The organism is Pseudomonas sp. MWU13-2100 (genome assembly GCF_023242365.1).
GTDB lineage: Bacteria > Pseudomonadota > Gammaproteobacteria > Pseudomonadales > Pseudomonadaceae > Aquipseudomonas.
This window is the reverse complement of record NZ_JALLIX010000063.1, coordinates 1-25,456: the sequence shown is the minus strand read 5'-3', so window position 1 is coordinate 25,456 and position 25,456 is coordinate 1. Positions and strand designations below refer to the sequence as shown.

The following is a 25,456-nucleotide window of genomic DNA, read 5'->3' as shown; positions in this document are numbered from 1 at the left end:
CGGCGCCCAACGCGAGGCTTAACAAAGCTAACCGTGGAGGCAAGCTTGCCATGAACAAGCCACTCTTCGATTTTGACCTCAAACGCGTCTCCCGAAAAAAACTACATAACAGGGAAAGCCGCCATCAATTTCCCCCATCCAGGAAGCACCACGGGTGGGTGGCATTTCCTTTCCTATTTTGATCGGGAATCCGGGGTGGCCAAGGTGTCATTGGCAGGCGTCCATTATCCTGACACACCAACTACTTTGGTGGTATGGGCAAGGCCAACAAATATAGAATCGAGAAGGCGCCACTACAGGAAATCGTGATCTTTCTCCGATGATGAACGAATGCAAAAGCATGGGAAGCACGCTGGGCGTAATAGATAGTCAGTCATCAGAGGCGTAAGAATGTCACCTGGTTCGATGCACCGCAGCCTCGTCATGGGAGCCCTGAACACTCGATTGGGCACAGTGATCGCGCCGACCTTGAGTGGGGTGAAAAGCTTTTGTGTCATGGTCACCTCCAAGTACCTCCGTCTGCTGGGATCTGACTCCCAGGCTTTGTTATTTGAGAACGCATCAGGCGTGTCGAATGCGCTGATTCCACGGTAACCACAACGTAGTGGAAAAACACCACCTGGGGAAATCAGTTTTCCACTAGCTGGAAAAATCGGGCCCGTTCTCTAGGGAGGTTGCATGTCGGCCAAGGCATGAAGAGGCCTAAGTGATCCTGAGTGCGTGCAAATCGCATTTATGCACGCACTTCAACTCCTCAATGGTCAGCAGAGTTCAACTGACCACTCGAGTCATCATTGGCAGTTCAAGCCACAACTAGGCCAAAACCAAAAGCTTAAACTTGCAGGCACAAATCGCGAGTAAAATCATGGGCGCTGGAAGTACGCAAAATGCTTGCTACAAATATCCGATTGCACAGCATGGTACAATTCTTCATGAGGAGACCCCTCACTAACCATGTAGTCAATATAACGACTAAACACCGTTTTCGCAGACATCTCGCCTCGCTTTTTTCCGGACTCATGCAACAAACGCAGCACATTGAACTTATCAGAATGCCGTGCAGCGCGCATCAAGACCTCAAAAGTCTCGATATCAAATGAATACATAGCACTAGACATATCTCTGCCAAATCCATCCAGGAATTTGAACTTATACAAAGTCATGGGATAATTATTCATTGTAACGCTTACAAAGGCATACTTAGCATCCTTCGTAAATGCCGGATGCGCTTCAGCCTTGATGATTTTTTGAACAGCTTCGAAAGCTTGCATAATGGGATATTCAAAAAGTTTGTATATGCTCTTCTCAATGCTTTCTGGATCACCATCGCGGGACAAGCTAGCATATAACGGACGAGCCGATTTCAGTTCAAATACCGCCACAGCCTGTTCAGCAGGAACTGAAATTATAATATCAGAAGACTTACCACCTTTCTTTTTCGAACCAAAGCTAAATTCGTCGATCAGCTCATAATGAGGCAGACTTTTAAGAAACTTAGCAGCATACTGTTGCGCATATCGCTCAAACTCAACACCAAACAAGACCAAGAATTTATTCTGTTCTCCATTCGCCTTGTGAATGCGATACATCAAATTTTCAAACAACAATTCCTCGCATAGCTTACCTTCCACGGGTATAAACAAGCCACTCTTAATTTCAAAAAGCGGATGTTCCCTGAAGAACATAAACTCACTAGGCTGTTCAATAAACTCCTCAGCAAACCTCCTCCCCTCGCTTGCGGTAAACGAGATTTCTTTTAAGATTGCAGCCACCTCTTCTACTGAAATATTTAATTCCATGCTCAGAGATTTTTCCGAAATCGCCCACCGCTCAAGACTTGGCAACATGTCCTGACCTTCACGAATTTGGTGCCAGCGCGCCAAGATGTGGAAAATCACGTTTATATAAGTTTCAACCGAGACTCCAATACTCTCCTCGAAAACCTTGATGTATGGCGTCAAGGGACTTTCCGCAAAGAATATACTTTGCGTCCGCCCGAGCTTGGAAATATAGTTATCCCGCGAATCCCCTGTGATCGACTTGAGAAAGACCTGGTGACCATCGTCACCATCATGATCAGGCCTATCATTCAGTTTAGCAAACGCCTCATGGATAACGTCAAACTCCCGTCTTCGAGTAATATATTTGTTACCTGGAATCCACTCACTAAACAATAGCGACCACAAACGCCAGCATTGAAGCCTAGTGAACACAGCACGCTCCGCTGCAGCAGACTTTTTCGCGGCCGTTTTGCACAACGTTTGAATTCCCCACTGGCGGAAACTAAGCTCGTCTTTCTGAACAAAGGACAGGCAAGACAAAACTGAAGCCAAAGCCTTTCTATCATTACCCGCCAAGATTTTTGTAAAACTACGATCTCTACCGTAGAACTCAGCGTGTGACAACAAATATCCAGAATTCGCCATCTTCGTGATATCAATCATTACTTATCCCTAGTAGACCCAGCAGGCTATGGAAAATAAATCTGCAAGCTTCATGCACCTGGCTTGATGAGCCCCACGGCGCTATCTGGCACGTTGCCATCATAATCACTTTTCACCAATGTGAAAAAAAGTTTTCCAGAGGCACTGGTTCGTCTTACGGCTGGCCAAGAGCGCTCGCAGGCTGAAAGTCGACGACTTCGCTGCGGCGGTCGACCCGCGACACATCCAATACCTGGAGACCGGAAAAGTCACCACGACTGTAGTGGTTTAATTTCCCCCGATAGTGCACGCTCGCCGGGCTTCTCCCAATCTTTCTGCACTGGGACGCCCGCCACGGGGTTATGTTTCAGCCCAAACTGAATCCCGTCCTTCAGATACTCCCGAGGGTTGTTTTCTTGATTCAGGCCGTGCTGGAACGCTGCATGATGCAACCTAGCCCGCACACGGTTTGTGAATGTCGTCACGCCGTCCTGAATTATCTTCGACAAGATGTCCTTGATGTGGCCGGGCTCAATCAGGGTGGCCGGCAGCTTTGCGATTTCTGGATGCGGCTCAGTGATGTATTTCTTGAAGGACCATTTCACGTCATCGTGCGATACCGCCCCCTCGGCCTTCAGTTTTGAAACGTAGGAATCGAGGAGCAGAGGCAATGAACCACCAAACGCATCGGTTTGGCCTGCCTCACTGCAAAGGAGCCGCGCATCGGACAATGACAGGTCCGGCCAATTGCCCAGCTTTTTGCGGCGGATCTTCTGCTGGACATAGCGAACGTAATACAGCTCTTTGACCCCGGTGGTTTTGACCTTGACCACCAGTGCACCGCTGCCGCGAGAACCTCGCTGATCGGAGCGCGTGTAGTCGGTCTCGCCGGGGTTCATTGATCGTATCTGTTTGTCTGTTAGGTGTTCAGTCCCGGAATGAGATGGTGCGGATCAATTGTGAAACGGTCTGGATTTTGAGTCCAGGCCTCGCAGATCACCTTGAAGGGAGTACGCCATCGTAAGGCCTTCAGATGCCTAGTGATTTTGCCGAGCCAGCAGGACAACTCTCTTTCCACCGACTGAAATTTCCTAGAAAATCTAACCCACTTGCGCCTGCCAGCACTGGTGGCTAGTCTTCAAATCGTCACTGCCAAATCAGTGATCGGGTTTAGTCGCCCAGGCAGTCGTTAGGCGCATGCGCCACCTTCCCTCAGGTGTTTTTTTACGCCTGTATTTTATGGTGGCTGTGCGCAGGGCACCCTCGGGTGCGCCGGGTTCCTAACGCTCCGGTCGACTAACCTGCGTACAGCTGCCACTCCATTCGTTTAGTCGCGAAAGCTGGTAGCTCCCATTGATGCGTTAGGAGTTACTGTCATGTACAAAGTCACACCCAACCCACCGCTTTCACTCAACATAGAAACCATCGACCCCAAAGCCGCCGACCGCGCCTTATCCCACTATCTACCGCAAGAAAGTCCACCGAAACGATCTAGCATCGCCGCAAAACGAGATGCCTTTCAAAGTCACGAAGAAACCCTGGTCAACACCAGTTCGATCCTGGACTCCGCCGCCGCCACGGCCTACGAAAACGCCGACAACCTCACCGGCCCCCATCGCAAGGTGGCGATGGGCGTGGTACATCTGATCGAACTGGCTCAACGGCTGGTGGATTCGCTGCTGGAAGAGGAACCGCCAGCAGTCACAAACTGACGGCCCCAGGAGCGGCATAGAGGGGAGCACTGCTCCCCCTTTCTTGGCCTGCATTGAAGTGTGAAGCCACAGAAAAGGAATATTCAAGACAGCAAAGAGCCGATCAAAAAGAGCCGGATCAGGTCCCACTGGTAACCCGCGTCCACAGACGAATGTTCAGACGCATCCCGGCGGGCGACATAGTCTTGATGGTGAACAGGGTTACCCAAAATGAACTTCCATTGTTCGGAAGGCATCACTCCCAGGCAAGGGCCGGCAGCAGATCTGAAAAAGTGCCCCCGGACTCATCTTTACAAGGCCCGCCCCCGCATGGCTCCATAAGGTATTTTTGGGCGCATAAGCATGGATATCGAGCTGGCTAAAACCTTCCTGGAGATCGTCAGATGCGGCAGTTTGATTGCCGCCGCGCAGCGATTGCATGTGACCCAGACGGCGATAACCGCCCGCGTGCAAAAGCTGGAAAACAGCCTCAACAGCAAGTTATTCGTGCGCAATAAAGCCGGGGCCAAACTGACGGCGGATGGGGAAGCCTTCGTTGTCTATGCCAACCAGCTGGTACAAACCTGGGAAGCCGCGATCAGGGATCTGCCCCTGCCCGAAGGTTTTCATAAAATATTGCATGTCGGTGGCGAAGTCAGTTTATGCAATCCGCTGATCCTGGATTGGGTTCGTGAAATCCAGAAATCAATACCGACCCATGCCATCAAAACCGAGATCAGGGACGGCTCAATGTTATTGCGGCAATTGGAGCTTGGCCTGTTAGATGCCGCCCTGGTTTATCAACCGGCCTACTGGCCCGACCTGCAAGTCGAGCAGATTCTCGAAGAGAAATTGATCCTGGTCCGTCTGATCGCCAAGCCTGAGCCCTATGTCTACATCGACTGGGGCGATGGTTTTCGCCAATCCCATGATGCGGCCCTGCCGGAGAAGGCCAAGGCGGCGCTTTCCTTCAACCTGGGGCCCGTAGCCCTGCAATATATTCTCGACAATGGCGGATCGGGCTACTTCAGAACCCGAGTCGTGCAGTCCTATATTGACAGCGGCATTCTTGAGCGCGTCAGCTCCGCCCCTGAGTTCAGCTACCCGACCTTCCTGGTCTACTCCCGCAGCCGATCATCCGCCGAACTGCAGCTCGCCATAAAACTATTGAAAGACATTGTCACTCGCGATAGTGATTGGTCTCAACGCTGGGACCCGCTGATCTGACTAATGCAGGTGCACGATCAGATCGCGGTGCAAGGCCGCGATCAAGTCCGTCTGTGTGATGACCCCAACAAACACGTCATTGTGCAGGACCGGAATACAGTGCAAGCCCTGCGTTGACAATAAAGGGATCAGTTCAACAATGTGGGTCGTTGTCGTCACACAGGTCACCGGGACATGCATGATGTCTTTCAATACGGTTTTTTTCTTGACCCCGAACACGCCTGACAACCCGCTGCCCCGACGGGTGACCGGGTGTTTGATGATATCCGTCAGGCTGATAATGCCGACGATATGTTTTTCTTCATTCAGCACGGGCAAGGTTTTGATGTGGTGATGCATCAGGATCCGCACCGCATCTTTGATCGTGGTTTGCGGTGTCCCTGACAGCACATCCTTCGACATGATCTGCGAGGCCTGGATATCCCCCATGCTTCGTCTTAACGCGTGCTTTTCAGTGGATCGAATAATGCTTTCCAGGTCCTCTCTCGTTACGTCAACAAATCCGTCGACCTCCGCCAGGGCGGCGTCAAGGTCATCACTATTAAAACCGACCCTCTCGAACGAAGGGATATCCCGGGTGTGATTGATCTCTGCCGCCGGATTGATATGGGCTTTGGGATAGCGCATACCTGTCAGATTATTGATGACCAGCGCACATCCCAAGAGCGTCATGGCATTCAGCATCACCGGATAAAAAACATGCAGACCCAGGGGCGCCAAATCGGCTTGAGACAAGACCACACAAAGCGCAACCGCCCCTCCGGGAGGGTGCAGGCAGCGAAGAATACACATCGCCCCAATCGCCAAGCCCACCGCGACACTGGCGCTAAAAAAAGAATGGCCGAGTAGCGACACGGCTATCAGCGCGGCCACCGTAGCGACAAAATAGCTGCCGACTATCGACCAGGGCTGAGCCAGCGTGCCTGTAGAAACAGCGAACAACAAAACAGCTGATGCGCCGACGGGCCCGACAAGATGAAGTGTCAGCTGCAGCCCGTAGAAGTATTGGCACACCAGGGACGTAACAAGAACACCCGCACACGCTCCGACTGACGCACGCAACCACTCCCTGGGCCTTGTATTGGATGATGCCGGGTAAAAACTTGAGAAGACAGACTTGAGCATTTTTCACGCTTAATAAAAAAGGCTCATTGATATCAATGAGCCTGTGTACCGGGGGGAGGCACAAAAAGAGCACTCCCTGGGAAATCAGGTCGCCATTTTTGCAACACTGGAACCGGCTGACAAACGCAAAATATTGCTACATGAATGCATTTTTTTTGATATCAAAATCGATGCTTTCATCTTCCCTAAGCTTTTTGAATACAAACGCCCAGGCCCAACTCGGCCCCCGCCACGAACTGACTCTTACAACCTAAATGATGCTGCTGTTCTTGGGCGAGCCAGCACCCACGCAATATCGAAATCACGCATTGACAGATAATTGGGACGGTTTCAGGGCGTGTCACATCGGTGGTGACTTTTTGGCCTGACATTCTCCACCGCAACGCCTGAAAAGCGATGAGTCACCACTGATCACACCCTGCCACCTGAATCAGCCTTTACTTCTTGTCAGCCTGCTTCTTCAAGGCCGAGATCAACGAGTTGTTCAGAGAGGCCAACGAACCATACAGAGCCGACAACTCAGTATTCACGGCATTGACCTGTGCGGCCTTCTGGTCCGGGCTCATGCTCTTGTTCGCCTGAAGTTGCTGCAGTTCAGCCTGTTTCTGGGCGATCATCTTCTGCATCTGCTCGATCTGCTTGCGCAGTTGCTTGATACCCGGCGGCTCCGAGGCCGCCGCCTGGGCCTGGGCGGCCTTGGACGCATCGATCCCGGCACCGGACAGACTGACTTTGACGCCCGTCGAACTTTTACCTTCGGTCTTGCCGTCTTTACCGGTATCAGCGGACTTCCCAGTGCCTGACGCAGAGGCGGTGGGAACGACAGGAGGGGTATTGATGGTGACACTATTGATGGAAACCATGACAGAAGCTCATTCAGGTTTAGGTCTCCATGACATCGACCTGAAACCAACGAACTTTAGCGATTTTGTACAAAGTCAGATACAAATACCTACAATTGCCCCCCGTCAGTGCGTCACCGCACCCCGCTTGACCCCATACATCGCCTCATCCGCATGCTTGAACAGTTGCTGTGCTTCTTCACCATTTTCCGGATACAGCGCAATCCCGATACTTGCCACGATACTCAGGTCGAAAGCCTCCCAGGGCACGGGCTCGCCAAGCAGGTGACGGACCTTGTCGGCCACCCGACTGGCATGCTCCGGCTGCTGTAGATACTCCAGCAGGATGACGAATTCGTCGCCACCAATACGCGCCACCGTGTCGGTTTCCCGGACACATAGCTGCAGGCGTCGCGCCACTTCCTGCAGAAGCAGGTCGCCGACCGCATGCCCAAAGTTGTCGTTGACCTGCTTGAATTTGTCCAGATCGACATAAAGCAACGCCAGTAGCCCACCGTCGCGCCGAGCCCGGACCAGCGCGGCCTTCAGGCGCTCCTGGAGGAAAGCCCGGTTGGGCAGATGAGTCAGTTGGTCGTAGCGCGCCATGTACTCCAGGCGTGCATGCAATTGCTTGCGCTCGATAGCCGCCGCGACCTGGGCCGAGACGAATTGCAGCAGTTCCAGGTCATGTTCGGTATAGCGCTCGCCACCGCTGCTTTTTACCAGCAGCGCTCCAATGGTGCCGTTCTGTGAGTTCAGTGGCACGCCCAGGCACGAAGGTGCGCCTTCGATGTTCAGCAATAGGGGCTGGCCACTGCGCACGACCTCGGCACAGTTACGGTCGACCATGTGCGGTTGGCGGCGGTCATCAATATGGTAGGGGAAACTCAGTTGGTCGCGCTGCTGATCGTACAGCGCCACGCAGAAATTCTCCGCCGGCAGCCATTCGCCGATGATCTGGTGCACCCGCTGGAACAGCGCCAGCAGATCCTCGGTGACGTGGGCCGCTTCGGAAACCGCGTAGAGCGCCGCCTGCCGGGACTCCGCCAGTTTGCGCTCGGTGATATCCCGAGCCACGGCGATGCGCAACTGGTCGACCTCGGACCAGCGCGCCGACCACATGATATGCACCACCTGGCCGTCCTTGCGCACATAGCGGTTTTCAAAATACGGCTTGGGCTGACCGCCCATGATTTCGCTGGCGGCCATCAAGGTGCGCTCGCGGTCCGCCGGCAGCACCAGATCGATCATCGGCATACCGATCAGTTCGCTCTGGGTGTAGCCGAAAATCCGTTCGCAGGCGGCGCTGACAAAAACGAATCGCCCTTCGATATCCACCGCGCACACGGCGTCCATCAACAGGTCGATAAAGCTGGCCAGCGGCGTGACAATCTTGGATTCCATCAGAAAGAGATCGCCCAAAAAAGTAGCGTCAGTATCTATCCATGGAAATACCGGCCTCCTGCCCTCCCCTTGCAGCAGATTCAAGCCTCGTTCGGCATCAACCCCGGCAATGCATGAACCAGCGCGTTGATGGCGAAGCCGATAAACATAACGCCACACAGGCGGGTGATTATCAACTCGTGCCGCTGGTAAAACGCCCTGACCGGCCGGGCACCGACAATACCAATGAGGATAGCGTATGCCACGACACCGCCAAGGAAACTGACAAAAATCAGCCACGGCAACATTGACCACTGCAACAGCTCGGCACGACTGGAACTCCCGGGCACGGGGCCTGTTGGACCGGAGTCGATCAATCCCGCCGATCCAGCACATTGACTACCAACCGATCAACCCAGCCCCATAGCCGCTGCTTGACCCGCCGCCATAGCGGCCGCGCTTTCCAATCCTGCAAGCTGACCGGCTCGCTGAGGGTGAAATCATTGAGGAAACTGGCCTCCACCGCCCGGGTCAATGAAGGATCGAGGGCTTCGAGATTGGCCTCCAGGTTGAAACGCAGGTTCCAGTGATCGAAGTTGCACGAGCCGATGCTGACCCAGTCATCGATCAACACCATTTTCAGATGCAGGAAGCACGGCTGGTACTCGAAAATCTGCACCCCGGCCCTGAGCAGGCGCGGATAATAACGATGGCCGGCGTAGCGCACCGACGGATGATCAGTGCGCGGCCCAGTCAACAACAAGCGCACATCAATCCCCCGATTGGCCGCCCGGCGCAGGGAGCGGCGGACTTTCCAGGTTGGCAGAAAATACGGAGTCGCCAGCCAGACGCGCCGCTGGCCGCTGTTCAGCGCCCGCACCAGGGAGCGCAGAATGTCCCGGTGCTGCCGGGCATCGGCGTAGGCGACCCGGCCCAGGCCCCGTCCGGCCGGCGGAACCCGTGGCAGACGTGGCAGGCCAAAGGGCGCCAGAGGTTTCCAGGCAGCCCGCTGCGCGTTGGCCAGCCACTGACGGTCGAACAGCAGTTGCCAGTCGAGCACCAGGGGGCCGCTGATCCGCACCATGACTTCGTGCCATTCGAAGCGTTCTTCGCCCGGGGCCCAGAACTCATCGGTGACGCCGGTACCGCCGACCACCGCCAGGGACTGATCCACCAGCAGAATCTTGCGGTGATCACGGTAGAGGTTGCGCACCCAACGACGCCAGCTCAGGCGATTGTAGAAGCGCAGCTCGACCCCGGCCTCGATCAAGCGTCGACGCAGGCCCAGGGTAAACGCAAGGCTGCCGTAATCATCGAACAGACAACGCACCCGCACTCCCCGTTCGGCCGCCTCGGCCAGCGCCCGGACCATGGCTTCGGCACAGGCGCCGGCTTCCACCAGGTAAAGCTCCAGCTCCACCTGGTACTCGGCCCGGGCAATCGCTTCGAGCATCCGCGGAAAGAAACTCGGGCCATCGATCAACAGCTCGAAGGCGTTGTCGGTCCGCCAGGGGAAGATCGCCCCGGCCATGTCAGCGCGCCGCGAAAATCAGTACCGCGCCCACCGGTACCGACAAACTGATGGCCGACAGACCGGCGGCCTTGCGTAACGTCGCCAGCCCCGGTAGCAGATCGAAGTCCTCGGCACGCAGCACCAACGGCTCCAGGGTCACCACCTGGAACCGCCGGTCATCCAGGCGGGTTGCCAACAGTTCGGCGTTGTAGCTGTGCTCCCTGCCGCGCAGTTTCACCACCAGAGGCAGACGCAACTCCAATTGCGCGCCAGGGGCCAGGTCGTTGATCGGCTGGACATTGATCTGCGCGACAATCTGCGCCTCGGGCCTGGTCTTGATCTCGAACAGGTCGCGACGCAAGCGCTCGTCACGCAGGGGAATGCCGGTACTGACCGACTCCAGCTCCACTTCCAGGGTCGCCACACCCTGACCGTCGACCTTGCCGTGCAGGGTCAGGAAACGATGGACTTCGGAAATATCGGCGTTGTGGGTGGTGATGAACGACAGGCGCGAGGACTCATTGTCCAGGTACCAATTGGCCTGGGCCGGCAGGGCAAGCACCCCGAGCAGGGCCAGAAATAGGCGGGACCGGTGCATGCAAGCTCCTGATTGAACGTAGGCACCACCTTACCCGCCCCGGATAGAGGTGGCAAACCACGGATCAGGGCTCCAGTCGGCAGCCCTCGCGCGGGCCGATCCAGACCGCACTGCTGCTACGCCCCAATCCCCGGGCGGTGACCCGGTGCTGCTGGGGATCATCGTGGAAGTCACTGACCGGCACCGATTGTTTGACGTAGCCCAGGCAATAGTCCGCCGGGTTATTCATCACATAACGGCAGGAACAGTACTCCTTGGCGGTATAGGCGCTGATGATCCGCGGAAAGGCTTGCAAGGCCTGCCGCTCATGCCAGACCCAAGCGCCCAGGGCCAGCAGCGACACCAACAACAGACTGAGCAGCGGACGGCGCCGCACAAATCCCCTGGCGTTCATGGCGTCACCGTCGGTGCAAACGCCGCCAGTGCCCGCTTGAGCAGTTCATTGTGCCGGTAGCTGCCGTCGCGGTCATCGCCGTAGCGCACGATGACCAGATCAGCGCTGGGGATCACGTACAACACCTGGCCCCAGTGCCCAAGGGCGGCGAAGGTGTCCGGCGGCGCATCCGGCCAAGGCTTGGCGGCGCCCTTGATCGAACGATTGAGCCACCACTGGCCGCCGCCCACGGCTTCATCCTGGCCCGGTTGGTAGCCGGCGAAAGGCCGCAGGTTGAAATTCACCCAGGCCCTGGGCAGCAATTGCCGTTCGCCCCAACGCCCCTCGCGCGCCATCAACAGACCGATCCGCGCCAGATCCCGGGCCGTCATATAAGCATAGGACGAGGCGACGAAAGTCCCGTTGGCATCGCGTTCCCAGACTGCGCTGCGAATGCCCAGCGGCTCGAACAATGCGGTCCAGGGATAGTTCGGATAACGCTTGGCACCGACGATCCGGCGCAAGGCGGCGGACAGCACGTTGCTGTCACCACTGGAATAACGGAAGACCTGCCCCGGCCGGTTGTACTGGCCATGGGCAGCGGTATAGCCGGCCATATCGCTGCGCCCCAGGGTGTAAAGCATCGCCACCACCGACGACTTCAGCGGTGCGTATTCATAGTCCTCCTGCCAATCGATACCGGAGGACCAGTTCATCAGGTGCTCCAGGGTCACGTTGGGATGGGCGCGCATGGGACGGTAGAAACGTGCCGCCGAGTCATGCAGCTGGAACAGGCCTTGGCCGTAGGCCACACCAAGCACGGTGGCCATCACACTTTTGCTGACGGACCAGGTGAGGTGCGGGGTGTTGACGGTAGTCGGACCGGCGTAGCGCTCATAGACGATCTGGCCGTGGCGGATCACCAGCAGCGCATCGCTGCGAATACCTTTTCGCGTGTCATCGTCGCGGACGGGAAACGCGTAGGACTCCAGGGCTTCAACCGCCGGTCCGGACACCTGCGGGCCCTGAGACCAGTCTTCAGCTGGCCAGACCTCGGCACGCGCGGTCAGGCTCAACGCCAACAACAAGGCAGGAAAAAAGGTCGAACCCTTGGACATGGCGCCCGCTCGCAGAAATAGCCTCGCACCAGCCTAAGCGCGTTTGATGACAATCCGGGTGCACGGATTCTCCGAGGTCGAACATAAAACCTGTAGGAGCCTGGCGTGCCCGCGAAGCTTTTAGCGTTCTCAAAGACGCCTTCGCGGGCAAGCCCTGCTCCTACAGGTTTTGGGGAGTATTCAAGGTCTCGGCACCTTGAGTGGCCCGTTCCGGGCCCCCTGTCATACAACCATCACCAAAGCTTCATGGCGATGACACCGGGGCTAAATAGCCTGACTTTGCACAACAAAGTCGACTGGCCGCACCCCTGGCCGGCAACCGGAGACTCGTAATGACCCAGATCGCCCGCATCAGCGACACCGGCAGTGAACGCCGCCTGCAAGCCGAACGCCTGCTGGGCGCCGCGGCTTTGCAAGAAGCCCAGGCCTTGCGCTTCAACGTCTTCAGCGGCGAATTCAATGCCAAGCTCAAGGGCGCTGAACTGGGCCTGGACATGGATGATTATGATGTGCACTGCGCCCATATCGGCGTGCGCGACCTGAACAGCGGCCGCCTGGTGGCGACCACCCGCCTGCTCGACCACAAGGCCGCCAACAGCCTGGGTCGTTACTACAGCGAAGAAGAATTCAGCCTGCACGGCCTGGGCCATCTGCAAGGGCCGATCCTGGAAATCGGCCGTACCTGCGTCGACCCGGCCTACCGCAACGGCGGCACCATCGCCGTACTCTGGGGCGAACTGGCCGAAGTCCTCAATGAAGGCGGCTACAGCTACCTGATGGGTTGCGCCAGCATCTCGATGCAGGACGGCGGAATCCAGGCCCAGGCGATCATGCAGCGCTTGCGCGAACGCTACCTGTGCACCGAACACCTGCGCGCCGAACCGAAAAAGCCGCTGCCATCACTGGATATTCCCGGCAACGTCATCGCCGAAATGCCCCCGCTGCTCAAGGCCTATATGCGCCTGGGCGCGAAGATCTGCGGCGAGCCGTGCTGGGATGAAGACTTCCAGGTGGCTGACGTATTTATCCTGCTCAAGCGCGACGAGTTGTGTCCACGCTACGCACGGCACTTCAAGGCGGCCGTCTGATGAGCCGCCTACGGGTGTACGGCCGCATAGCCCGGGTGCTGTTGGTGGTAGCGCTCGGTTTGAGCATGGCCAGCATGTTCGGGGTTTTCGAACGTTTGAGGGTCGCCAACTCCATGGTCCGGCGGCAACGCTGGTCGCGCTTCTTCATGGCGCGCCTGAGCAATGCCCTGCCCTTTCGCGTGACCGTGCGCGGCGAGCTGCCCAGCCAACCGATGCTATGGGTCAGCAACCACGTGTCCTGGACCGATATCGCCCTGCTCGGCGGCTTGGCCCCGCTGTCCTTCCTGTCCAAGGCCGAAGTACGCACCTGGCCGGTGGCCGGCTGGCTGGCCGCGAAAGCCGGTAGCCTGTTCATCCGCCGCGGCTCGGGTGACAGCCAACTGATCCGCAAGCAGATGACCCGTCACTTGGAACAGCAACATCCATTGCTGATGTTTCCGGAAGGTACCACCACCGACGGTCGTTCGCTGCGCACCTTCCACGGTCGCCTGCTGTCAGCGGCGATTGATGCGGACGTGGCCCTGCAACCCGTGGCTATACGTTACCTGCGCGACGGCAAGCCCGACCTGCTGGCCCCGTTCATTGGCGACGACGATCTGCTCTCGCACCTGATGCGCCTGTTCTCCAATGACCAGGGCGATGTGGAGATCCAGATACTCGAACCGATCGCCTGCAACGGCCAGGAACGTGCGGCACTGGCCTTCCAGGCGCAGCAGGCGGTGCAGATGGCCTTGTTCGGCGAGGTGGCGCCAGTGAAGCGTGCGGTACCGTGCCAGGCCGAGGCGGCCTGATCAACGCGTTCGTGCGCACCCGACTGAGATACTGAAAACACCGTACAACCTGTAGGAGCTGGCTTGCCGGCGATAGCGATCGTTCAGGCGATGCAAGGCTCACTGGCCTCATCACCGACAAGCCAGCCCCTACAAGGGATCGCGTTCCCCCAGGGAGCGGGCGCGGGAAAACGCCTGCAGCTCGGGATAGAACTGCCGAAAATCCTCGCTCAACGGTTCATACAACCCCTCCAACTCGCGCATCGCATGCACCAGTTCCTCAGGCCGCGACAAGCGTCGCGAAATGCCCCGCAGCACCTGCGCCAGCACCGCGAAATCACGGTAGGAACCCAGCCAGTCATTGGCCGCCATATAAGGCGCCATCTCGGCCAGGCGTCCCGGTAGATTCCGCTCGTTTTCCAGTACGCGATAAACCTGGGCGGTGAAGCTGTCCAGATCGCCCTCGGCATAGAGCGCCCAATCCCGCGCCAGGCAATGGTCGAAGAACACATCCAGGACAATCCCGGCATACCGCCGCCGCGTCAGGGAAAACCGCGACAGGGCCTGCCCCACCAAAGGGTGCCGATCGGTAAACACGTCGATGTGGCGATGCAGCTGAATCGCCGCTTCGATCGCCGGAGTGAACTGCCCTTGCACGCGACCTTTGACGAAATCGCCATAGAGGCTGCCGAGCAGTTGTTCCGGGCGCTGGCCGCCCAGATGCAGGTGTGCGAGATAATTCATGGACGATAGCTTAGCACCCCGCCGGCCTATATCGTTATAACCCGATATAGCGAACAACGCTGAGATCAGATCAAAATCATATTGGTGTATCGCGAAATACCGATATATATTTCGCTCCATCGCGATATAACGTTTTACCCACCCCGAGCAACGACCATGCCCATTGACCTCGACGAAATAATAAAAGCGCTGGCACACCCAGTACGCCGAGACATTCTCAGCTGGCTGAAAGACCCGATAAACCAGTTCCCCGAGCAGTACCACAACCATGAGTACGGAATTTGCGCCGGACAGATCGACCAGCGCTGCGGCCTGTCGCAGTCCACCGTCTCCGCGCACCTGGCAACCCTGCAGCGCGCCGGGCTGATCACCAGCCAGAAATCCGGCCAGTGGCACTTCTTCAAACGCAACGAGGAAACCATCCAGGAATTCCTCCGCATCATGAGCCAAGAGCTCTAATAAGGACCGTACCCGATGCCCCTCTCGTTACTCATCCTGGCCCTGAGCGCTTTCGCCATCGGCACCACCGAGTTCGTCATCATGGGCCTGCTGCCCAACGTGGCAGCGGACCTCGGCGTGTCGATCCCCGGCGCCGGCTGGCTGGTGACCGGCTACGCCCTGGGCGTGGCGATCGGCGCACCGTTCATGGCCATGGCCACCGCACGGCTGCCGCGCAAGGCAGCCCTGGTGGCGCTGATGGGGATCTTTATCGTCGGCAACCTGCTTTGTGCCATCGCCAGTGACTACAACGTACTGATGTTCGCCCGGATCATCACCGCCCTGTGCCACGGTGCCTTCTTCGGTATCGGTTCGGTGGTCGCGGCCAACCTGGTGACCCCGGACAAACGTGCCTCGGCGGTGGCCCTGATGTTCACCGGCCTGACCCTGGCCAACGTGCTCGGCGTCCCCCTGGGCACCGCGCTGGGCCAGCAGGCCGGCTGGCGCTCGACCTTCTGGGCGGTGACAGTGATCGGTGTGATCGCGCTGATCGGCCTGATCCGCTACCTGCCGGCCAAACACGACGAGGAAAAGCTCGACATGCGTGCCGAACTGGCCGCGCTCAAGGGTGCCGGACTCTGGCTGTCCCTGAGCATGACCGCGTTGTTCGCCGCCGCGGTGTTCGCGCTGTTCACCTATATCGCGCCGCTGCTCGGCGAAGTAACCGGCGTCTCGCCACGGGGCGTGACCTGGACCCTGGTGCTGATGGGCCTGGGCCTGACCGTCGGCAACATCATCGGCGGCAAGCTGGCGGACAAGAACCTCGCCGCCACCCTGATCGGCGTGTTCATCGCCATGGCCGTGCTGGCCACCGTGCTGACCTGGGCCAGCCTGGTGCTGATCCCCGCCGAAATCACCCTGTTCCTCTGGGCCACGGCCTGCTTCGCCGCCGTGCCGGCCCTGCAGATCAACGTGGTGACCTACGGCCAGGCCGCGCCCAACCTGGTCTCGACCCTGAACATCGGCGCCTTCAACGTCGGCAACGCCCTCGGTGCCTGGGTCGGCGGCAGCGTCATCGCCCACGGCTTCGGCCTCACCAGCGTGCCCCTGGCCGCCGCGGCACTGGCGGTCCTCGCACTGCTGGTGACCCTGATCACCTTTCGCCAGAGCGACAACGACGAACTGGCTCCAGCTACCAACTGACTTCTGCTAATCACTGATAACGAGGGTTGTACACATGGCAACTATTTTCGATTCGATCAAACTCGGCGACCTGGAACTGCCCAACCGCATTATCATGGCCCCGCTGACCCGCTGCCGCGCCGATGAAGGTCGCGTGCCCAACGCGCTGATGGCCGAGTACTACGTGCAACGCGCCTCCGCCGGCCTGATCCTCAGCGAAGCCACCTCCGTGACCCCGATGGGCGTCGGCTACCCGGACACCCCGGGTATCTGGTCCAACGACCAGGTACGTGGCTGGTCCAACGTGACCAAGGCCATCCATGCCGCGGGCGGACGGATCTTCCTGCAACTGTGGCACGTGGGCCGTATCTCCCACCCCTCGTACCTGAACGGCGAACTGCCGGTCGCGCCGAGTGCCATCCAGCCCAAGGGCCATGTCAGCCTGGTGCGCCCACTGTCGGACTACCCGACCCCGCGCGCCCTGGAAACCGCTGAAATCGCCGACATCGTCGACGCCTACCGCGTCGGTGCGGAAAACGCCAAGGCCGCCGGTTTCGACGGTGTGGAAATCCACGGCGCCAACGGCTACCTGCTCGACCAGTTCCTGCAAAGCAGCACCAACCAGCGTACCGACAACTACGGTGGCTCGGTGGAAAACCGGGCACGCCTGTTGCTCGAAGTGACCGATGCCGTGATCGAAGTCTGGGGCGCCGGCCGGGTCGGCATGCACCTGGCTCCACGCGCCGACTCCCATGACATGGGCGATGAGAACCTCTCGGAAACCTTCACCTATGTCGCTCGCGAACTGGGCAAGCGCGGTATCGCGTTTATCTGCTCCCGCGAGAAAGAGGCCAGCGACAGCCTTGGCCCACAACTGAAGGCGGCATTTGGCGGCCCGTACATCGCCAACGAACGCTTCACCAAGGACAGCGCCAACGCCTGGCTGGCCAGCGGCAAGGCCGATGCGGTGGCCTTCGGCGTGCCGTTCATCGCCAACCCGGACCTGCCAGCCCGTCTGAAAGCCGATGCGCCGTTGAACGAAGCGCACCCGGAAACCTTCTACGGTAAGGGCCCGGTCGGCTACATCGACTACCCGACGCTGTAAGCATTACCCCACAACGCCAGCCAGCAGAAAGCCCCGGCCCGCAAGCGCCGGGGCTTTTTTGTGGGCGCAGGCAGGACAGTCACCGACAACTCGCCCACCTCATTAAGGTGGCTCACTCCAATATGGGAATAAGCCTACATACGACGCTGCCCTTTACTCCGGGTATTTTCGGTAACAAACCCCATACTTACCCAGCACCCCGCCGCAACCGGCCAGGCGCGCAGTGTCATGGGATGACGCTGCCTCAAAGACCTCATTAAAAGGAATTAATCAGATGACTCCTCTCCTGCAGTCCATCAGCCTCACCCTGCTCTGCGCCGTGCTCTCGGGCCTGATTTCACTGGCCGCCTTCGCCACCGGCAGCCCTGACGCCGACACGCTCGGCCCCGGCACTCCAGACCCCGACACCTCAAAACCAGGCCTTTTCAAAATAGTCACGTCCATCGAGATCAGCAACGACTCCCCCGACCCCCTCGAACTCCTGGGGACCGGCCTCGACCTGCGCGGTGCCGCGCCATCAAGTTTCAACATCGCCAGCGGCGAACGCCGTGAACTGGTACTGGACGGTCCAAGGGCCTGGTTCATCTATGGGGCAGGGCCGCGCAAGTGCCGATTCGTCGCCCAACATACCCTGCAAGAACGCTTCGCTCACACCCCACGCCCCAACTACCTGCCCATCTGGATCAGGAACGCCGAGTCCATCGGTGAGCGCCAGGCTTCCTGCAAGGCGCGCCTGAGCAAAACCCTGAAGGCGCCGCCCTACAGTTATAACGTCAAGTTCAGCATGAGTTGAGTCGTACCGAGCACTGAACCATCGCGGTGGTCAACACCGGGTCAAGACGCAGCCCGCAAGGAAAAACACCGAGCCGTGCCGCCGTCTGCCCTTCCCCCAGGCCACCGCCGGCCCGTTGCGGCCAGTCATCGCAATGCCCTTGAGCGCCAGCTCAGTTCCTTGTGCAACAAATCGGGTACATTCATTCACCGTCCCGCAACACTTTTGCTACAAAATACGTAGCTTACTAACTACCAAGATAACGCGGTCAGGTAGATAATGCGCTGCTGTGGCCCGTCGATACGACACGTCAACCTTGTTCGCGTCCAGTTCTGATACAACTAGAATCAAATACGCATTTTGACTTAATTGCGCAGGCCAGTACTCAAGCGCAGCATGTCCAACCCGACGTCCACCAGACGCTCCGCTTCCGTCTGCAGTTCAAAGCTGTCGGAGACCAGCAGCCATTGAGCAATGATTCCATGGATGTAAGCGTGTATGGCAATGGCGGCACGGGCCGGGTCGAGTTGCTCGGGCAATTGTCCGCGGGCAACGGCATTACGCAGGGTCAAGCCGATCTTCAGATTGCAGTCCACACTGGCGGCCTGGCGCTGACGGCGCAGGTCACACATTTCATCGGTGAACTCGCACTTATGAAACAGAATTTCGTTGATTCGCCGGGTCTGGGGGTCCAGCGCAACCTGACGAAGCACATGAATCAGCAATGTGCGCATACAGCCCAGCGGATCGACTTCCTCTTCGCTCTCGCTCGCCCGGGCCAAGGCATCCAGCGGTTCGTGGAGGCTGTCGAGCATCGCCTGGACCAACTCGGCCTTGTTGCTGAAATGCCAATAGATGGCACCCCGGGTCACGCCCGCCAGAGTCGCGATATCAGCCAGGGTCGTGCGCGCCACACCACGCTCATAGAAAGCCTTTTCAGCGGCTTCGAGTATCTGTCTGCGGGTCTCCTGAGCTTCCTCTTTGGTGCGACGGGCCATGGCAGTAAAACCTCAATCAGGGTGCCGCGGACGAATGCCGGGCTTCATCAGGACTTAATGGCGGGAGGCGATCGTCGTGCCTTTTCCCGGGCTAAATTACATGCTTTGTAACTATTTCTGCGCAAAGCGCAAGTATTTACAAACAACCATGAATGTAAGTATATTCATTAGCAACCTATTTATCCACCCGGATCACCTTTCCTACCCTTCCACTTTTCTTGTGTGCATCGTGCGCGCCTGACCCGAGGATCTTCATGCAACTCAAGCCAGCTGTTACCGCTCTGGTCACCGCCGTCGCCCTGGCATCGCTGCTCAGCGGATGTAAAGAGGAAAAGGCTGCTGCGCCAGCCACCCCTCCCGCGCCTCAGGTCGGCGTCGTTACCCTGCAAACCCAGGCCTTTACCCTGACCTCCGACCTGCCCGGTCGAACCACGGCCTACCGCATCGCCGAAGTCCGCCCCCAGGTCAATGGCATCATTCTCAAGCGTCTGTTCAAGGAAGGCGGCGATGTCAAAGCCGGCCAGCAGCTGTACCAGATCGATCCGTCGGTCTATGAAGCGACCTTGAAAAGCGCCGAAGCGAACTTGCAATCGACCAAGTCGATTTCCGATCGCTACAAGCAACTGGTGAATGAACAAGCCGTCAGCCGCCAGGAATACGACACCGCCGTCGCCAACCGCCTGCAATCGGAAGCCGCCCTGCAAAGCGCCCAGATCAACGTGCGTTACACCAAGGTCTACGCGCCGCTGTCCGGGCGTATCGGTCGTTCCTCGGTGACCGAAGGCGCGCTGGTCAGCAGCGGCCAGACCAATGCCATGGCCACGATCTCGCAGCTCGACCCGATCTACGTCGACGTCACGCAGTCCACCGCCGAACTGCTGCAACTGCGCCGTGAGCTGGAAAGCGGCCGCCTGCAGAAAGCCGGTGACAACGCCGCCTCGGTCAAGCTGACCCTGGAAGACGGCAGCCAGTACAAGCTGGACGGCAAGCTGGAGTTCTCGGAAGTCACCGTGGATGAAACCACCGGCTCCGTGACCCTGCGCGCGGTGTTCCCGAACCCGGATCACACCTTGCTGCCCGGCATGTTCGTGCATGCCCAATTGCAGGCCGGTGTGAACAGCGCCGCGATTCTCGCCCCGCAACAAGGCGTGACCCGTGACCTGAAAGGCACCCCGACCGCACTGGTCGTCGGCCCGGACAACAAGGTCGAACTGCGTCAGCTCAAGGCCAGCCGTACCGTCGGCAGCCAATGGCTGATCGAAGACGGCCTGAAAGCCGGTGATCGGGTGATCACCGAAGGTCTCCAGTTCGTGCGTCCTGGCGTTGAAGTCAAGGCCACCGAAGCCACTAACGTGAAGGCAGCCAACCCGGCGCCTGCCCCGGCCACAGTTAAAGCCGCAGGCAGCAAAGGGGAGTAAACCATGTCGAAATTTTTTATCGACCGCCCAATTTTCGCCTGGGTTATCGCCCTGGTGATCATGTTGGTCGGGGCTCTATCGATCCTCAAATTGCCGATCAACCAATACCCGGCCATTGCACCGCCGGCCATCGCGATTGCCGTGACCTACCCGGGTGCTTCTGCGCAGACCGTGCAAGACACCGTGGTCCAGGTGATCGAGCAACAGCTCAACGGTATCGACAACCTGCGTTATATCGAGTCGTCGAGTAACTCCGACGGCAGCATGACCATTACCGCGACCTTCAATCAGGGCACCAGCCCCGATACCGCACAGGTCCAGGTGCAGAACAAACTGAACCTGGCCACCCCGTTGCTGCCGCAAGAAGTGCAGCAACAGGGTATTCGCGTGACCAAGTCGGTGAAGAACTTCCTGATGGTGATTGGTGTTGTCTCGACAGACGGCAGCATGAACCGCGACGACCTGGCGAACTACATCGTTTCCAACATGCAGGACCCGATCTCGCGAACCGCCGGTGTCGGTGACTTCCAGGTGTTCGGTGCCCAGTATGCGATGCGCATCTGGCTCGACCCGGCGAAGCTGAACAACTTCAAACTGACCCCGGTGGATGTGAAAACCGCCATCGCCGCGCAAAACGTCCAGGTCGCTTCCGGGCAACTCGGTGGGCTGCCGGCCATGCCCGGCCAACAGCTCAATGCCACCATCATCGGCAAGACCCGTCTGCAGACCGCCGAACAGTTCAAGGCGATCCTGCTCAAGGTCAACCAGGACGGCTCGCAAGTGCGCCTGGGGGATGTCGCCGATGTCGCCCTCGGCGGTGAAAACTACAGCGTCAACGCCCAGTACAACGGCAAGCCGGCGTCGGGTCTGGCGGTGAAACTCGCCGCTGGCGCCAACGCCCTGGACACCGCCAAGGCCTTGCGCCAGACCATCGCCACCCTGGAGCCGTTCTTCCCGCAGGGCATGCAAGTGGTTTACCCGTACGACACCACCCCAGTGGTGACCGAATCGATCAAGGGCGTGGTTGAAACCCTGGTCGAGGCGATCGTGCTGGTGTTCCTGGTGATGTTCCTGTTCCTGCAGAACTTCCGCGCCACGATCATCACCACCATGACCGTACCGGTGGTATTGCTCGGGACCTTCGGGATCCTCGCGGCGGCCGGCTTCAGCATCAACACCCTGACCATGTTCGGTATGGTCCTGGCCATCGGCTTGCTGGTGGACGATGCCATCGTCGTGGTGGAGAACGTCGAGCGGGTGATGAGCGAGGAAGGCTTGTCACCCAAGGAAGCGACCAAGAAATCCATGGGGCAGATCCAGGGTGCACTGGTGGGTATCGCCCTCGTGCTCTCCGCGGTTCTGCTGCCGATGGCGTTCTTCGCCGGTTCCACCGGGGTGATCTACAAGCAGTTCTCGATCACCATCGTCTCGGCCATGGCCCTGTCGGTGATGGTTGCCCTGATCTTCACCCCGGCGCTGTGCGCCACCATGCTCAAGCCGATCGCCAAGGGTGACCATGGCACGGCCAAACGCGGCTTCTTCGGCTGGTTCAACCGCAACTTCGACCGCAGCGTGCGTGGCTACGAACGTACCGTGGGCAGCATCCTGCGCCACAAGGCACCGTACCTGCTGGTCTACGTGATCATCTTTGCCGGCATGATCTGGTTGTTCATGCGCATTCCGACCTCGTTCCTGCCGGAAGAAGACCAGGGCGTACTGTTCGCCCAGGTACAGACGCCATCGGGTTCCAGTGCCGAGCGGACCCAGGCGGTACTCAACGAAATGCGTGAGTATCTGCTGACCAAGGAATCCGACACCGTGGCGTCGGTGTTTACCGTGAACGGCTTCAACTTCGCCGGTAATGGCCAGAGCTCGGGCCTGGGCTTCATCATGCTCAAGCCATGGCATGAGCGCTCCAGCCAGAACACCGTGTTCAGCCTTGCCGCCCGTGCCCAACAGCACTTCTTCTCGTTCCGCGATGCGATGGTGTTTGCCTTCGCTCCGCCAGCCGTATTGGAGTTGGGTAACGCCATCGGTTTCGACGTCTATCTGCAAGACAAGGCCGGTATCGGTCACGACAAGTTGATGGCCGCGCGTAACCAGTTCCTCGGCATGGCCGCGCAGAGCAAGGTGCTTGCGCAGGTACGTCCAAACGGTCTGAACGACGAGCCGCAATACCAACTGAGCATCGACGACGAGCGCGCCAGTGCCCTGGGCCTGTCCCTCTCGGACATCAACAACAGCTTGTCGATTGCCCTGGGTGCCAGCTACGTCAACGACTTCATCGACCGTGGTCGGGTGAAGAAGGTGTTCGTGCAAGGCAAGCCGAGTTCACGGATGAGCCCTGAAGACCTGCAGAAATGGTACGTGCGCAACAGCGCCGGGATCATGGTGCCGTTCTCCGCTTTCGCCAAGGGCGAGTGGGTCTACGGCTCGCCGAAGCTGTCGCGTTTCAACGGCGTCGCCGCCGTGGAAATCCTTGGTGCGCCGGCTCCCGGCTACAGTACCGGCCAGGCCCTGGCGGAAGTCGAAGCGATTGCCGCGAAACTGCCGGCCGGCGTCGGGATTTCCTGGACCGGCCTGTCGTACGAGGAAAAGCTGTCCGGTTCCCAGGCGCCGGCGCTGTTCGCCCTGTCGCTGCTGATGGTCTTCCTGTGTCTCGCCGCGTTGTACGAGAGCTGGTCGATTCCGATCGCCGTGGTCCTGGTAGTACCGCTGGGGATCATCGGTGCACTGTTGGCGACGACCTTCCGCGGGCTGTCCAACGACGTGTACTTCCAGGTGGGCCTGTTGACGACCATCGGCCTGGCGGCGAAAAACGCCATCCTGATCGTCGAATTCGCCAAGGAACTGCATGAACAGGGCCGCAGCCTGATCGATGCCGCCATCGAGGCTTGCCGGATGCGTCTGCGTCCGATCATCATGACCTCCCTGGCGTTCATCCTCGGCGTGGTGCCGCTGGCGATTTCCACCGGTGCCGGTTCGGGTAGCCAGCACGCCATCGGTACGGGCGTTATTGGCGGTATGATCACCGCGACGATTCTGGCGATTTTCTGGGTCCCGCTGTTCTTCGTGTCGGTGTCGTCCATCGGCGGCGAGAAGAAGCACAAGCAGTCAGACACTACTGAAACTCCAAGCAACGAGGCTGGCCAATGAGCAAGTCCCTTCTCAGTGTAGCGGTCGCGGCCTTCGTGCTCAGCGGTTGCTCGTTGATCCCCGACTACCAGCGCCCTGCCGCGCCGGTAGCGGCACAGTACCCGCAAGGACCGGCCTACTCGCCGGCCCAGGCGGCGAATGTCGCGGCCGCCGAACAGGGCTGGCGCCAGTTCTTCAACGATCCGGCGCTGCAACAGTTGATCCAGGTAGCCCTGGAAAACAACCGCGATCTGCGGGTCGCGGCGCTGAACATCGACGCCTACCGTGCCCAGTACCAGATCCAGCGCGCCGACCTGTTCCCGGCGGTCACGGCCAATGGTAACGGCAGTCGGCAACGGGTGCCGGCAGCCGCTTCGAGTACCGGCAAAGCCACGATCAATGGTCAGTACTCGGCGACCCTTGGCGTCAGTGCCTATGAGCTGGATCTGTTCGGCCGCGTCCGCAGCCTGAGCGAGAAGGCGCTGCAGACTTACTTCGCCAGCGAAGAAGCCCGCCGCACTACCCAGATCAGCCTGGTCGCCAGTGTGGCCAACGCCTATATGACCTGGCAGGCTGACAAGGAACTGCTCAAGCTGACCCAGGACACCTTGGAGGCTTACGAGGAAAGCTACAAGTTGACCGCCCGCAGCAACGAAGTCGGCGTGGCTTCCGCCCTGGATCTGAGCCAGTCGCGGACCTCGGTGGAAGGTGCGCGGGTCAAACTGGCGCAGTTCACCCGTCAGGTGGCCCAGGACCAGAACAGCCTGACCCTGCTGCTCGGTAGCGGTATACCGGCCAACCTGCCGGCGGCCCAACCGTTATCGGCCAAGCTGCTCAGCGAGATGCCGGCCGGCTTGCCGTCCGAGCTGCTGCAACGGCGTCCGGATATTCTCGGCGCCGAGCACCAGTTGCTGGCGGCCAACGCCAATATCGGCGCCGCCCGCGCGGCGTTCTTCCCGAGCATCAGCCTGACCGCCAATGCCGGGACCTTGAGCCCGGACATGGGCGGTCTGTTCAAGGGCGGTTCGGGAACCTGGTCGTTCGCGCCGAGCATCAACATTCCGATCTTCAACGCCGGCAGCCTGAGAGCCAGCCTGGATTACTCGAAAATCCAGAAAGACATCAGCGTCGCCAACTACGAGAAAGCCATTCAGACCGGCTTCCAGGAAGTCTCCGATGGCCTGGCGGCACGCCAGACCTTCAACCAGCAGTTGCAGGCCCAGCGTGATCTGGTCGCCGCCAACCAGGATTACTACCGCCTGGCCGAGCGTCGCTATCGCATAGGTGTCGACAGCAACCTGACCTTCCTCGATGCCCAGCGCTCGTTGTTCAGCGCCCAGCAATCACTGATCAGCGATCGCCTGTCGCAGCTCACCAGCGAGGTCAACCTGTACAAAGCCCTCGGCGGTGGCTGGTACGAAAACAGCGGCCAGGCCAAGCCGATCTCCGAGGAGCCGCCGAAAGGCTGACCCCTCACCAGCCCACCCTCCCAGGTGGGCTTTTTTTTTTGCCT

23 protein-coding genes and 4 pseudogenes are annotated in these 25,456 nt (G+C 58.9%); 13 read left to right on the top strand and 14 right to left on the bottom strand.

Annotated elements, in window-relative coordinates; translation table 11 throughout:
- Positions 1-50 precede the first annotated feature (50 nt).
- Positions 51-237: pseudogene (locus M5B99_RS28065) on the top strand (hypothetical protein); the annotation flags it as partial.
- Between the two features lie 56 nt (positions 238-293).
- On the opposite strand, the gene M5B99_RS28060 reads toward M5B99_RS28065, so the two are convergent.
- The 4 genes and pseudogenes from M5B99_RS28060 to M5B99_RS28045 form a co-directional block, all read right to left on the bottom strand.
- Positions 294-497: a hypothetical protein gene (locus M5B99_RS28060; protein ID WP_318654596.1), complete on the bottom strand. Its 204-nt coding sequence runs from the start codon at positions 495-497 to the stop codon at positions 294-296.
- A 366-nt stretch (positions 498-863) separates the two neighbouring features.
- The gene (locus tag M5B99_RS28055; RefSeq protein WP_248807153.1) at positions 864-2,444 is read right to left on the bottom strand and encodes a hypothetical protein; all 1,581 of its coding nucleotides are present in this window, start codon (positions 2,442-2,444) and stop codon (positions 864-866) included.
- A 248-nt stretch (positions 2,445-2,692) separates the two neighbouring features.
- Positions 2,693-3,334 (bottom strand): annotated as a pseudogene (locus tag M5B99_RS28050) (Arm DNA-binding domain-containing protein); the annotation flags it as partial.
- Positions 3,335-3,342: 8 nt separating this feature from the next.
- Positions 3,343-3,462 (bottom strand): annotated as a pseudogene (locus tag M5B99_RS28045) (IS481 family transposase); the annotation flags it as partial.
- 337 nt (positions 3,463-3,799) lie between these two features.
- On the opposite strand from M5B99_RS28045, the gene M5B99_RS28040 reads away from it, so the two are divergent.
- Both M5B99_RS28040 and M5B99_RS28035 read left to right on the top strand, forming a co-directional pair.
- Entirely contained in the window at positions 3,800-4,135 is a 336-nt protein-coding gene (locus tag M5B99_RS28040; protein WP_248807135.1) for a DUF6124 family protein, read from the top strand.
- 342 nt (positions 4,136-4,477) lie between these two features.
- Positions 4,478-5,341: a LysR family transcriptional regulator gene (locus tag M5B99_RS28035; protein WP_248807131.1), complete on the top strand. Its 864-nt coding sequence runs from the start codon at positions 4,478-4,480 to the stop codon at positions 5,339-5,341.
- Here the strand turns inward: M5B99_RS28035 and M5B99_RS28030 are convergent, their stop codons facing one another.
- Positions 5,342-6,466: an HPP family protein gene (locus tag M5B99_RS28030; RefSeq protein WP_248807129.1), complete on the bottom strand. Its 1,125-nt coding sequence runs from the start codon at positions 6,464-6,466 to the stop codon at positions 5,342-5,344.
- 254 nt (positions 6,467-6,720) lie between these two features.
- Here M5B99_RS28030 and M5B99_RS30015 point away from each other — a divergent pair, with 254 nt between their 5' ends.
- Positions 6,721-6,834 carry a type II toxin-antitoxin system mRNA interferase toxin, RelE/StbE family gene (locus tag M5B99_RS30015; RefSeq protein ID WP_318654595.1) on the top strand — a complete coding sequence of 38 codons (114 nt, stop codon included), beginning with the start codon at positions 6,721-6,723 and terminating at the stop codon, positions 6,832-6,834.
- Positions 6,835-6,903: 69 nt separating this feature from the next.
- On the opposite strand, the gene M5B99_RS28025 is transcribed toward M5B99_RS30015, so the two are convergent.
- The 7 genes and pseudogenes from M5B99_RS28025 to M5B99_RS27995 all read right to left on the bottom strand — a co-directional run bounded on the left by M5B99_RS28025 (position 6,904) and on the right by M5B99_RS27995 (position 12,293).
- Positions 6,904-7,329, bottom strand: a complete 426-nt coding sequence (locus M5B99_RS28025; RefSeq protein ID WP_248807127.1) for a hypothetical protein — start codon at positions 7,327-7,329, stop codon at positions 6,904-6,906.
- A gap of 105 nt (positions 7,330-7,434) precedes the next feature.
- The gene (locus tag M5B99_RS28020; RefSeq protein WP_248807126.1) at positions 7,435-8,712 is read right to left on the bottom strand and encodes a GGDEF domain-containing protein; all 1,278 of its coding nucleotides are present in this window, start codon (positions 8,710-8,712) and stop codon (positions 7,435-7,437) included.
- Positions 8,713-8,792: 80 nt separating this feature from the next.
- Positions 8,793-9,029 (bottom strand): annotated as a pseudogene (locus M5B99_RS28015) (LysE family translocator); the annotation flags it as partial.
- A 35-nt stretch (positions 9,030-9,064) separates the two neighbouring features.
- Positions 9,065-10,222 carry a phospholipase D-like domain-containing protein gene (locus tag M5B99_RS28010; protein WP_248807121.1) on the bottom strand — a complete coding sequence of 386 codons (1,158 nt, stop codon included), beginning with the start codon at positions 10,220-10,222 and terminating at the stop codon, positions 9,065-9,067.
- 1 nt (position 10,223) lies between these two features.
- Positions 10,224-10,802 carry a YceI family protein gene (locus tag M5B99_RS28005; protein ID WP_248807119.1) on the bottom strand — a complete coding sequence of 193 codons (579 nt, stop codon included), beginning with the start codon at positions 10,800-10,802 and terminating at the stop codon, positions 10,224-10,226.
- Positions 10,803-10,866: 64 nt separating this feature from the next.
- A complete protein-coding gene (locus tag M5B99_RS28000) occupies positions 10,867-11,196 on the bottom strand; it encodes an amidase (protein ID WP_248807117.1) in 330 nt (109 codons plus the stop codon).
- Complete coding sequence (locus tag M5B99_RS27995) at positions 11,193-12,293, bottom strand: serine hydrolase domain-containing protein (protein ID WP_248807112.1); 1,101 nt, start codon at positions 12,291-12,293, stop codon at positions 11,193-11,195. The genes M5B99_RS28000 and M5B99_RS27995 overlap by 4 nt, the downstream gene beginning before the upstream one ends.
- Positions 12,294-12,625: 332 nt before the next feature.
- Between M5B99_RS27995 and olsB the strand changes: the two genes are divergently transcribed.
- Positions 12,626-13,381: an L-ornithine N(alpha)-acyltransferase gene (gene olsB, locus M5B99_RS27990; protein WP_248807110.1), complete on the top strand. Its 756-nt coding sequence runs from the start codon at positions 12,626-12,628 to the stop codon at positions 13,379-13,381.
- Entirely contained in the window at positions 13,381-14,172 is a 792-nt protein-coding gene (locus M5B99_RS27985) for a lysophospholipid acyltransferase family protein (protein WP_248807109.1), read from the top strand. Before olsB ends, M5B99_RS27985 begins: the two co-directional genes overlap by 1 nt.
- Positions 14,173-14,301: 129 nt before the next feature.
- Here the strand turns inward: M5B99_RS27985 and M5B99_RS27980 are convergent, their stop codons facing one another.
- Positions 14,302-14,895: an ACP phosphodiesterase gene (locus tag M5B99_RS27980; protein WP_248807107.1), complete on the bottom strand. Its 594-nt coding sequence runs from the start codon at positions 14,893-14,895 to the stop codon at positions 14,302-14,304.
- Between the two features lie 156 nt (positions 14,896-15,051).
- Between M5B99_RS27980 and M5B99_RS27975 the strand changes: the two genes are divergently transcribed.
- The 4 genes from M5B99_RS27975 to M5B99_RS27960 all read left to right on the top strand — a co-directional run bounded on the left by M5B99_RS27975 (position 15,052) and on the right by M5B99_RS27960 (position 18,413).
- Positions 15,052-15,354 carry an ArsR/SmtB family transcription factor gene (locus tag M5B99_RS27975; RefSeq protein WP_248807105.1) on the top strand — a complete coding sequence of 101 codons (303 nt, stop codon included), beginning with the start codon at positions 15,052-15,054 and terminating at the stop codon, positions 15,352-15,354.
- A 15-nt stretch (positions 15,355-15,369) separates the two neighbouring features.
- Complete coding sequence (locus M5B99_RS27970) at positions 15,370-16,536, top strand: MFS transporter (protein WP_248807103.1); 1,167 nt, start codon at positions 15,370-15,372, stop codon at positions 16,534-16,536.
- A 34-nt stretch (positions 16,537-16,570) separates the two neighbouring features.
- Positions 16,571-17,620: an alkene reductase gene (locus M5B99_RS27965; protein ID WP_248807101.1), complete on the top strand. Its 1,050-nt coding sequence runs from the start codon at positions 16,571-16,573 to the stop codon at positions 17,618-17,620.
- A 274-nt stretch (positions 17,621-17,894) separates the two neighbouring features.
- Positions 17,895-18,413 (top strand): hypothetical protein, encoded by a 519-nt coding sequence (locus M5B99_RS27960; RefSeq protein WP_248807100.1) that lies wholly within the window; start codon positions 17,895-17,897, stop codon positions 18,411-18,413.
- A 344-nt stretch (positions 18,414-18,757) separates the two neighbouring features.
- Here the strand turns inward: M5B99_RS27960 and M5B99_RS27955 are convergent, their stop codons facing one another.
- Positions 18,758-19,390: a TetR family transcriptional regulator gene (locus M5B99_RS27955; protein WP_248807098.1), complete on the bottom strand. Its 633-nt coding sequence runs from the start codon at positions 19,388-19,390 to the stop codon at positions 18,758-18,760.
- Between the two features lie 254 nt (positions 19,391-19,644).
- On the opposite strand from M5B99_RS27955, the gene emhA reads away from it, so the two are divergent.
- Genes emhA through M5B99_RS27940 form a run of 3 tightly spaced genes read left to right on the top strand, consistent with a single transcriptional unit; the run spans position 19,645 to position 25,412 of the window.
- Positions 19,645-20,808, top strand: coding sequence for an efflux RND transporter periplasmic adaptor subunit EmhA (gene emhA, locus M5B99_RS27950; RefSeq protein WP_248807096.1), 1,164 nt, complete (start codon positions 19,645-19,647; stop codon positions 20,806-20,808).
- 3 nt (positions 20,809-20,811) lie between these two features.
- Positions 20,812-23,964, top strand: coding sequence for an efflux RND transporter permease subunit (locus M5B99_RS27945; protein ID WP_248807094.1), 3,153 nt, complete (start codon positions 20,812-20,814; stop codon positions 23,962-23,964).
- Complete coding sequence (locus M5B99_RS27940; RefSeq protein ID WP_248807093.1) at positions 23,961-25,412, top strand: AdeC/AdeK/OprM family multidrug efflux complex outer membrane factor; 1,452 nt, start codon at positions 23,961-23,963, stop codon at positions 25,410-25,412. Before M5B99_RS27945 ends, M5B99_RS27940 begins: the two co-directional genes overlap by 4 nt.
- The last annotated feature ends 44 nt before the right edge of the window (positions 25,413-25,456 follow it).

Bases quoted from the DNA above. Each gene is read 5' to 3' on its own strand.
- M5B99_RS27980 (WP_248807107.1), bottom strand. From the start codon at position 14,895: ATGAATTATCTCGCACACCTGCATCTGGGCGGCCAGCGCCCGGAACAA.
- M5B99_RS28060 (WP_318654596.1), bottom strand. From the start codon at position 497: ATGACACAAAAGCTTTTCACCCCACTCAAGGTCGGCGCGATCACTGTG.
- M5B99_RS28035 (WP_248807131.1), top strand. From the start codon at position 4,478: ATGGATATCGAGCTGGCTAAAACCTTCCTGGAGATCGTCAGATGCGGC.
- M5B99_RS27960 (WP_248807100.1), top strand. From the start codon at position 17,895: ATGACTCCTCTCCTGCAGTCCATCAGCCTCACCCTGCTCTGCGCCGTG.
- M5B99_RS28030 (WP_248807129.1), bottom strand. From the start codon at position 6,466: ATGCTCAAGTCTGTCTTCTCAAGTTTTTACCCGGCATCATCCAATACA.
- emhA (WP_248807096.1), top strand. From the start codon at position 19,645: ATGCAACTCAAGCCAGCTGTTACCGCTCTGGTCACCGCCGTCGCCCTG.
- M5B99_RS27975 (WP_248807105.1), top strand. From the start codon at position 15,052: ATGCCCATTGACCTCGACGAAATAATAAAAGCGCTGGCACACCCAGTA.
- M5B99_RS28005 (WP_248807119.1), bottom strand. From the start codon at position 10,802: ATGCACCGGTCCCGCCTATTTCTGGCCCTGCTCGGGGTGCTTGCCCTG.
- M5B99_RS27995 (WP_248807112.1), bottom strand. From the start codon at position 12,293: ATGTCCAAGGGTTCGACCTTTTTTCCTGCCTTGTTGTTGGCGTTGAGC.
- M5B99_RS27940 (WP_248807093.1), top strand. From the start codon at position 23,961: ATGAGCAAGTCCCTTCTCAGTGTAGCGGTCGCGGCCTTCGTGCTCAGC.
- M5B99_RS27945 (WP_248807094.1), top strand. From the start codon at position 20,812: ATGTCGAAATTTTTTATCGACCGCCCAATTTTCGCCTGGGTTATCGCC.
- M5B99_RS27970 (WP_248807103.1), top strand. From the start codon at position 15,370: ATGCCCCTCTCGTTACTCATCCTGGCCCTGAGCGCTTTCGCCATCGGC.
- M5B99_RS27985 (WP_248807109.1), top strand. From the start codon at position 13,381: ATGAGCCGCCTACGGGTGTACGGCCGCATAGCCCGGGTGCTGTTGGTG.
- M5B99_RS28020 (WP_248807126.1), bottom strand. From the start codon at position 8,712: ATGGAATCCAAGATTGTCACGCCGCTGGCCAGCTTTATCGACCTGTTG.
- olsB (WP_248807110.1), top strand. From the start codon at position 12,626: ATGACCCAGATCGCCCGCATCAGCGACACCGGCAGTGAACGCCGCCTG.
- M5B99_RS28055 (WP_248807153.1), bottom strand. From the start codon at position 2,444: ATGATTGATATCACGAAGATGGCGAATTCTGGATATTTGTTGTCACAC.
- M5B99_RS27955 (WP_248807098.1), bottom strand. From the start codon at position 19,390: ATGGCCCGTCGCACCAAAGAGGAAGCTCAGGAGACCCGCAGACAGATA.
- M5B99_RS28010 (WP_248807121.1), bottom strand. From the start codon at position 10,222: ATGGCCGGGGCGATCTTCCCCTGGCGGACCGACAACGCCTTCGAGCTG.
- M5B99_RS28025 (WP_248807127.1), bottom strand. From the start codon at position 7,329: ATGGTTTCCATCAATAGTGTCACCATCAATACCCCTCCTGTCGTTCCC.
- M5B99_RS30015 (WP_318654595.1), top strand. From the start codon at position 6,721: ATGATGCTGCTGTTCTTGGGCGAGCCAGCACCCACGCAATATCGAAAT.
- M5B99_RS28040 (WP_248807135.1), top strand. From the start codon at position 3,800: ATGTACAAAGTCACACCCAACCCACCGCTTTCACTCAACATAGAAACC.
- M5B99_RS28000 (WP_248807117.1), bottom strand. From the start codon at position 11,196: ATGAACGCCAGGGGATTTGTGCGGCGCCGTCCGCTGCTCAGTCTGTTG.
- M5B99_RS27965 (WP_248807101.1), top strand. From the start codon at position 16,571: ATGGCAACTATTTTCGATTCGATCAAACTCGGCGACCTGGAACTGCCC.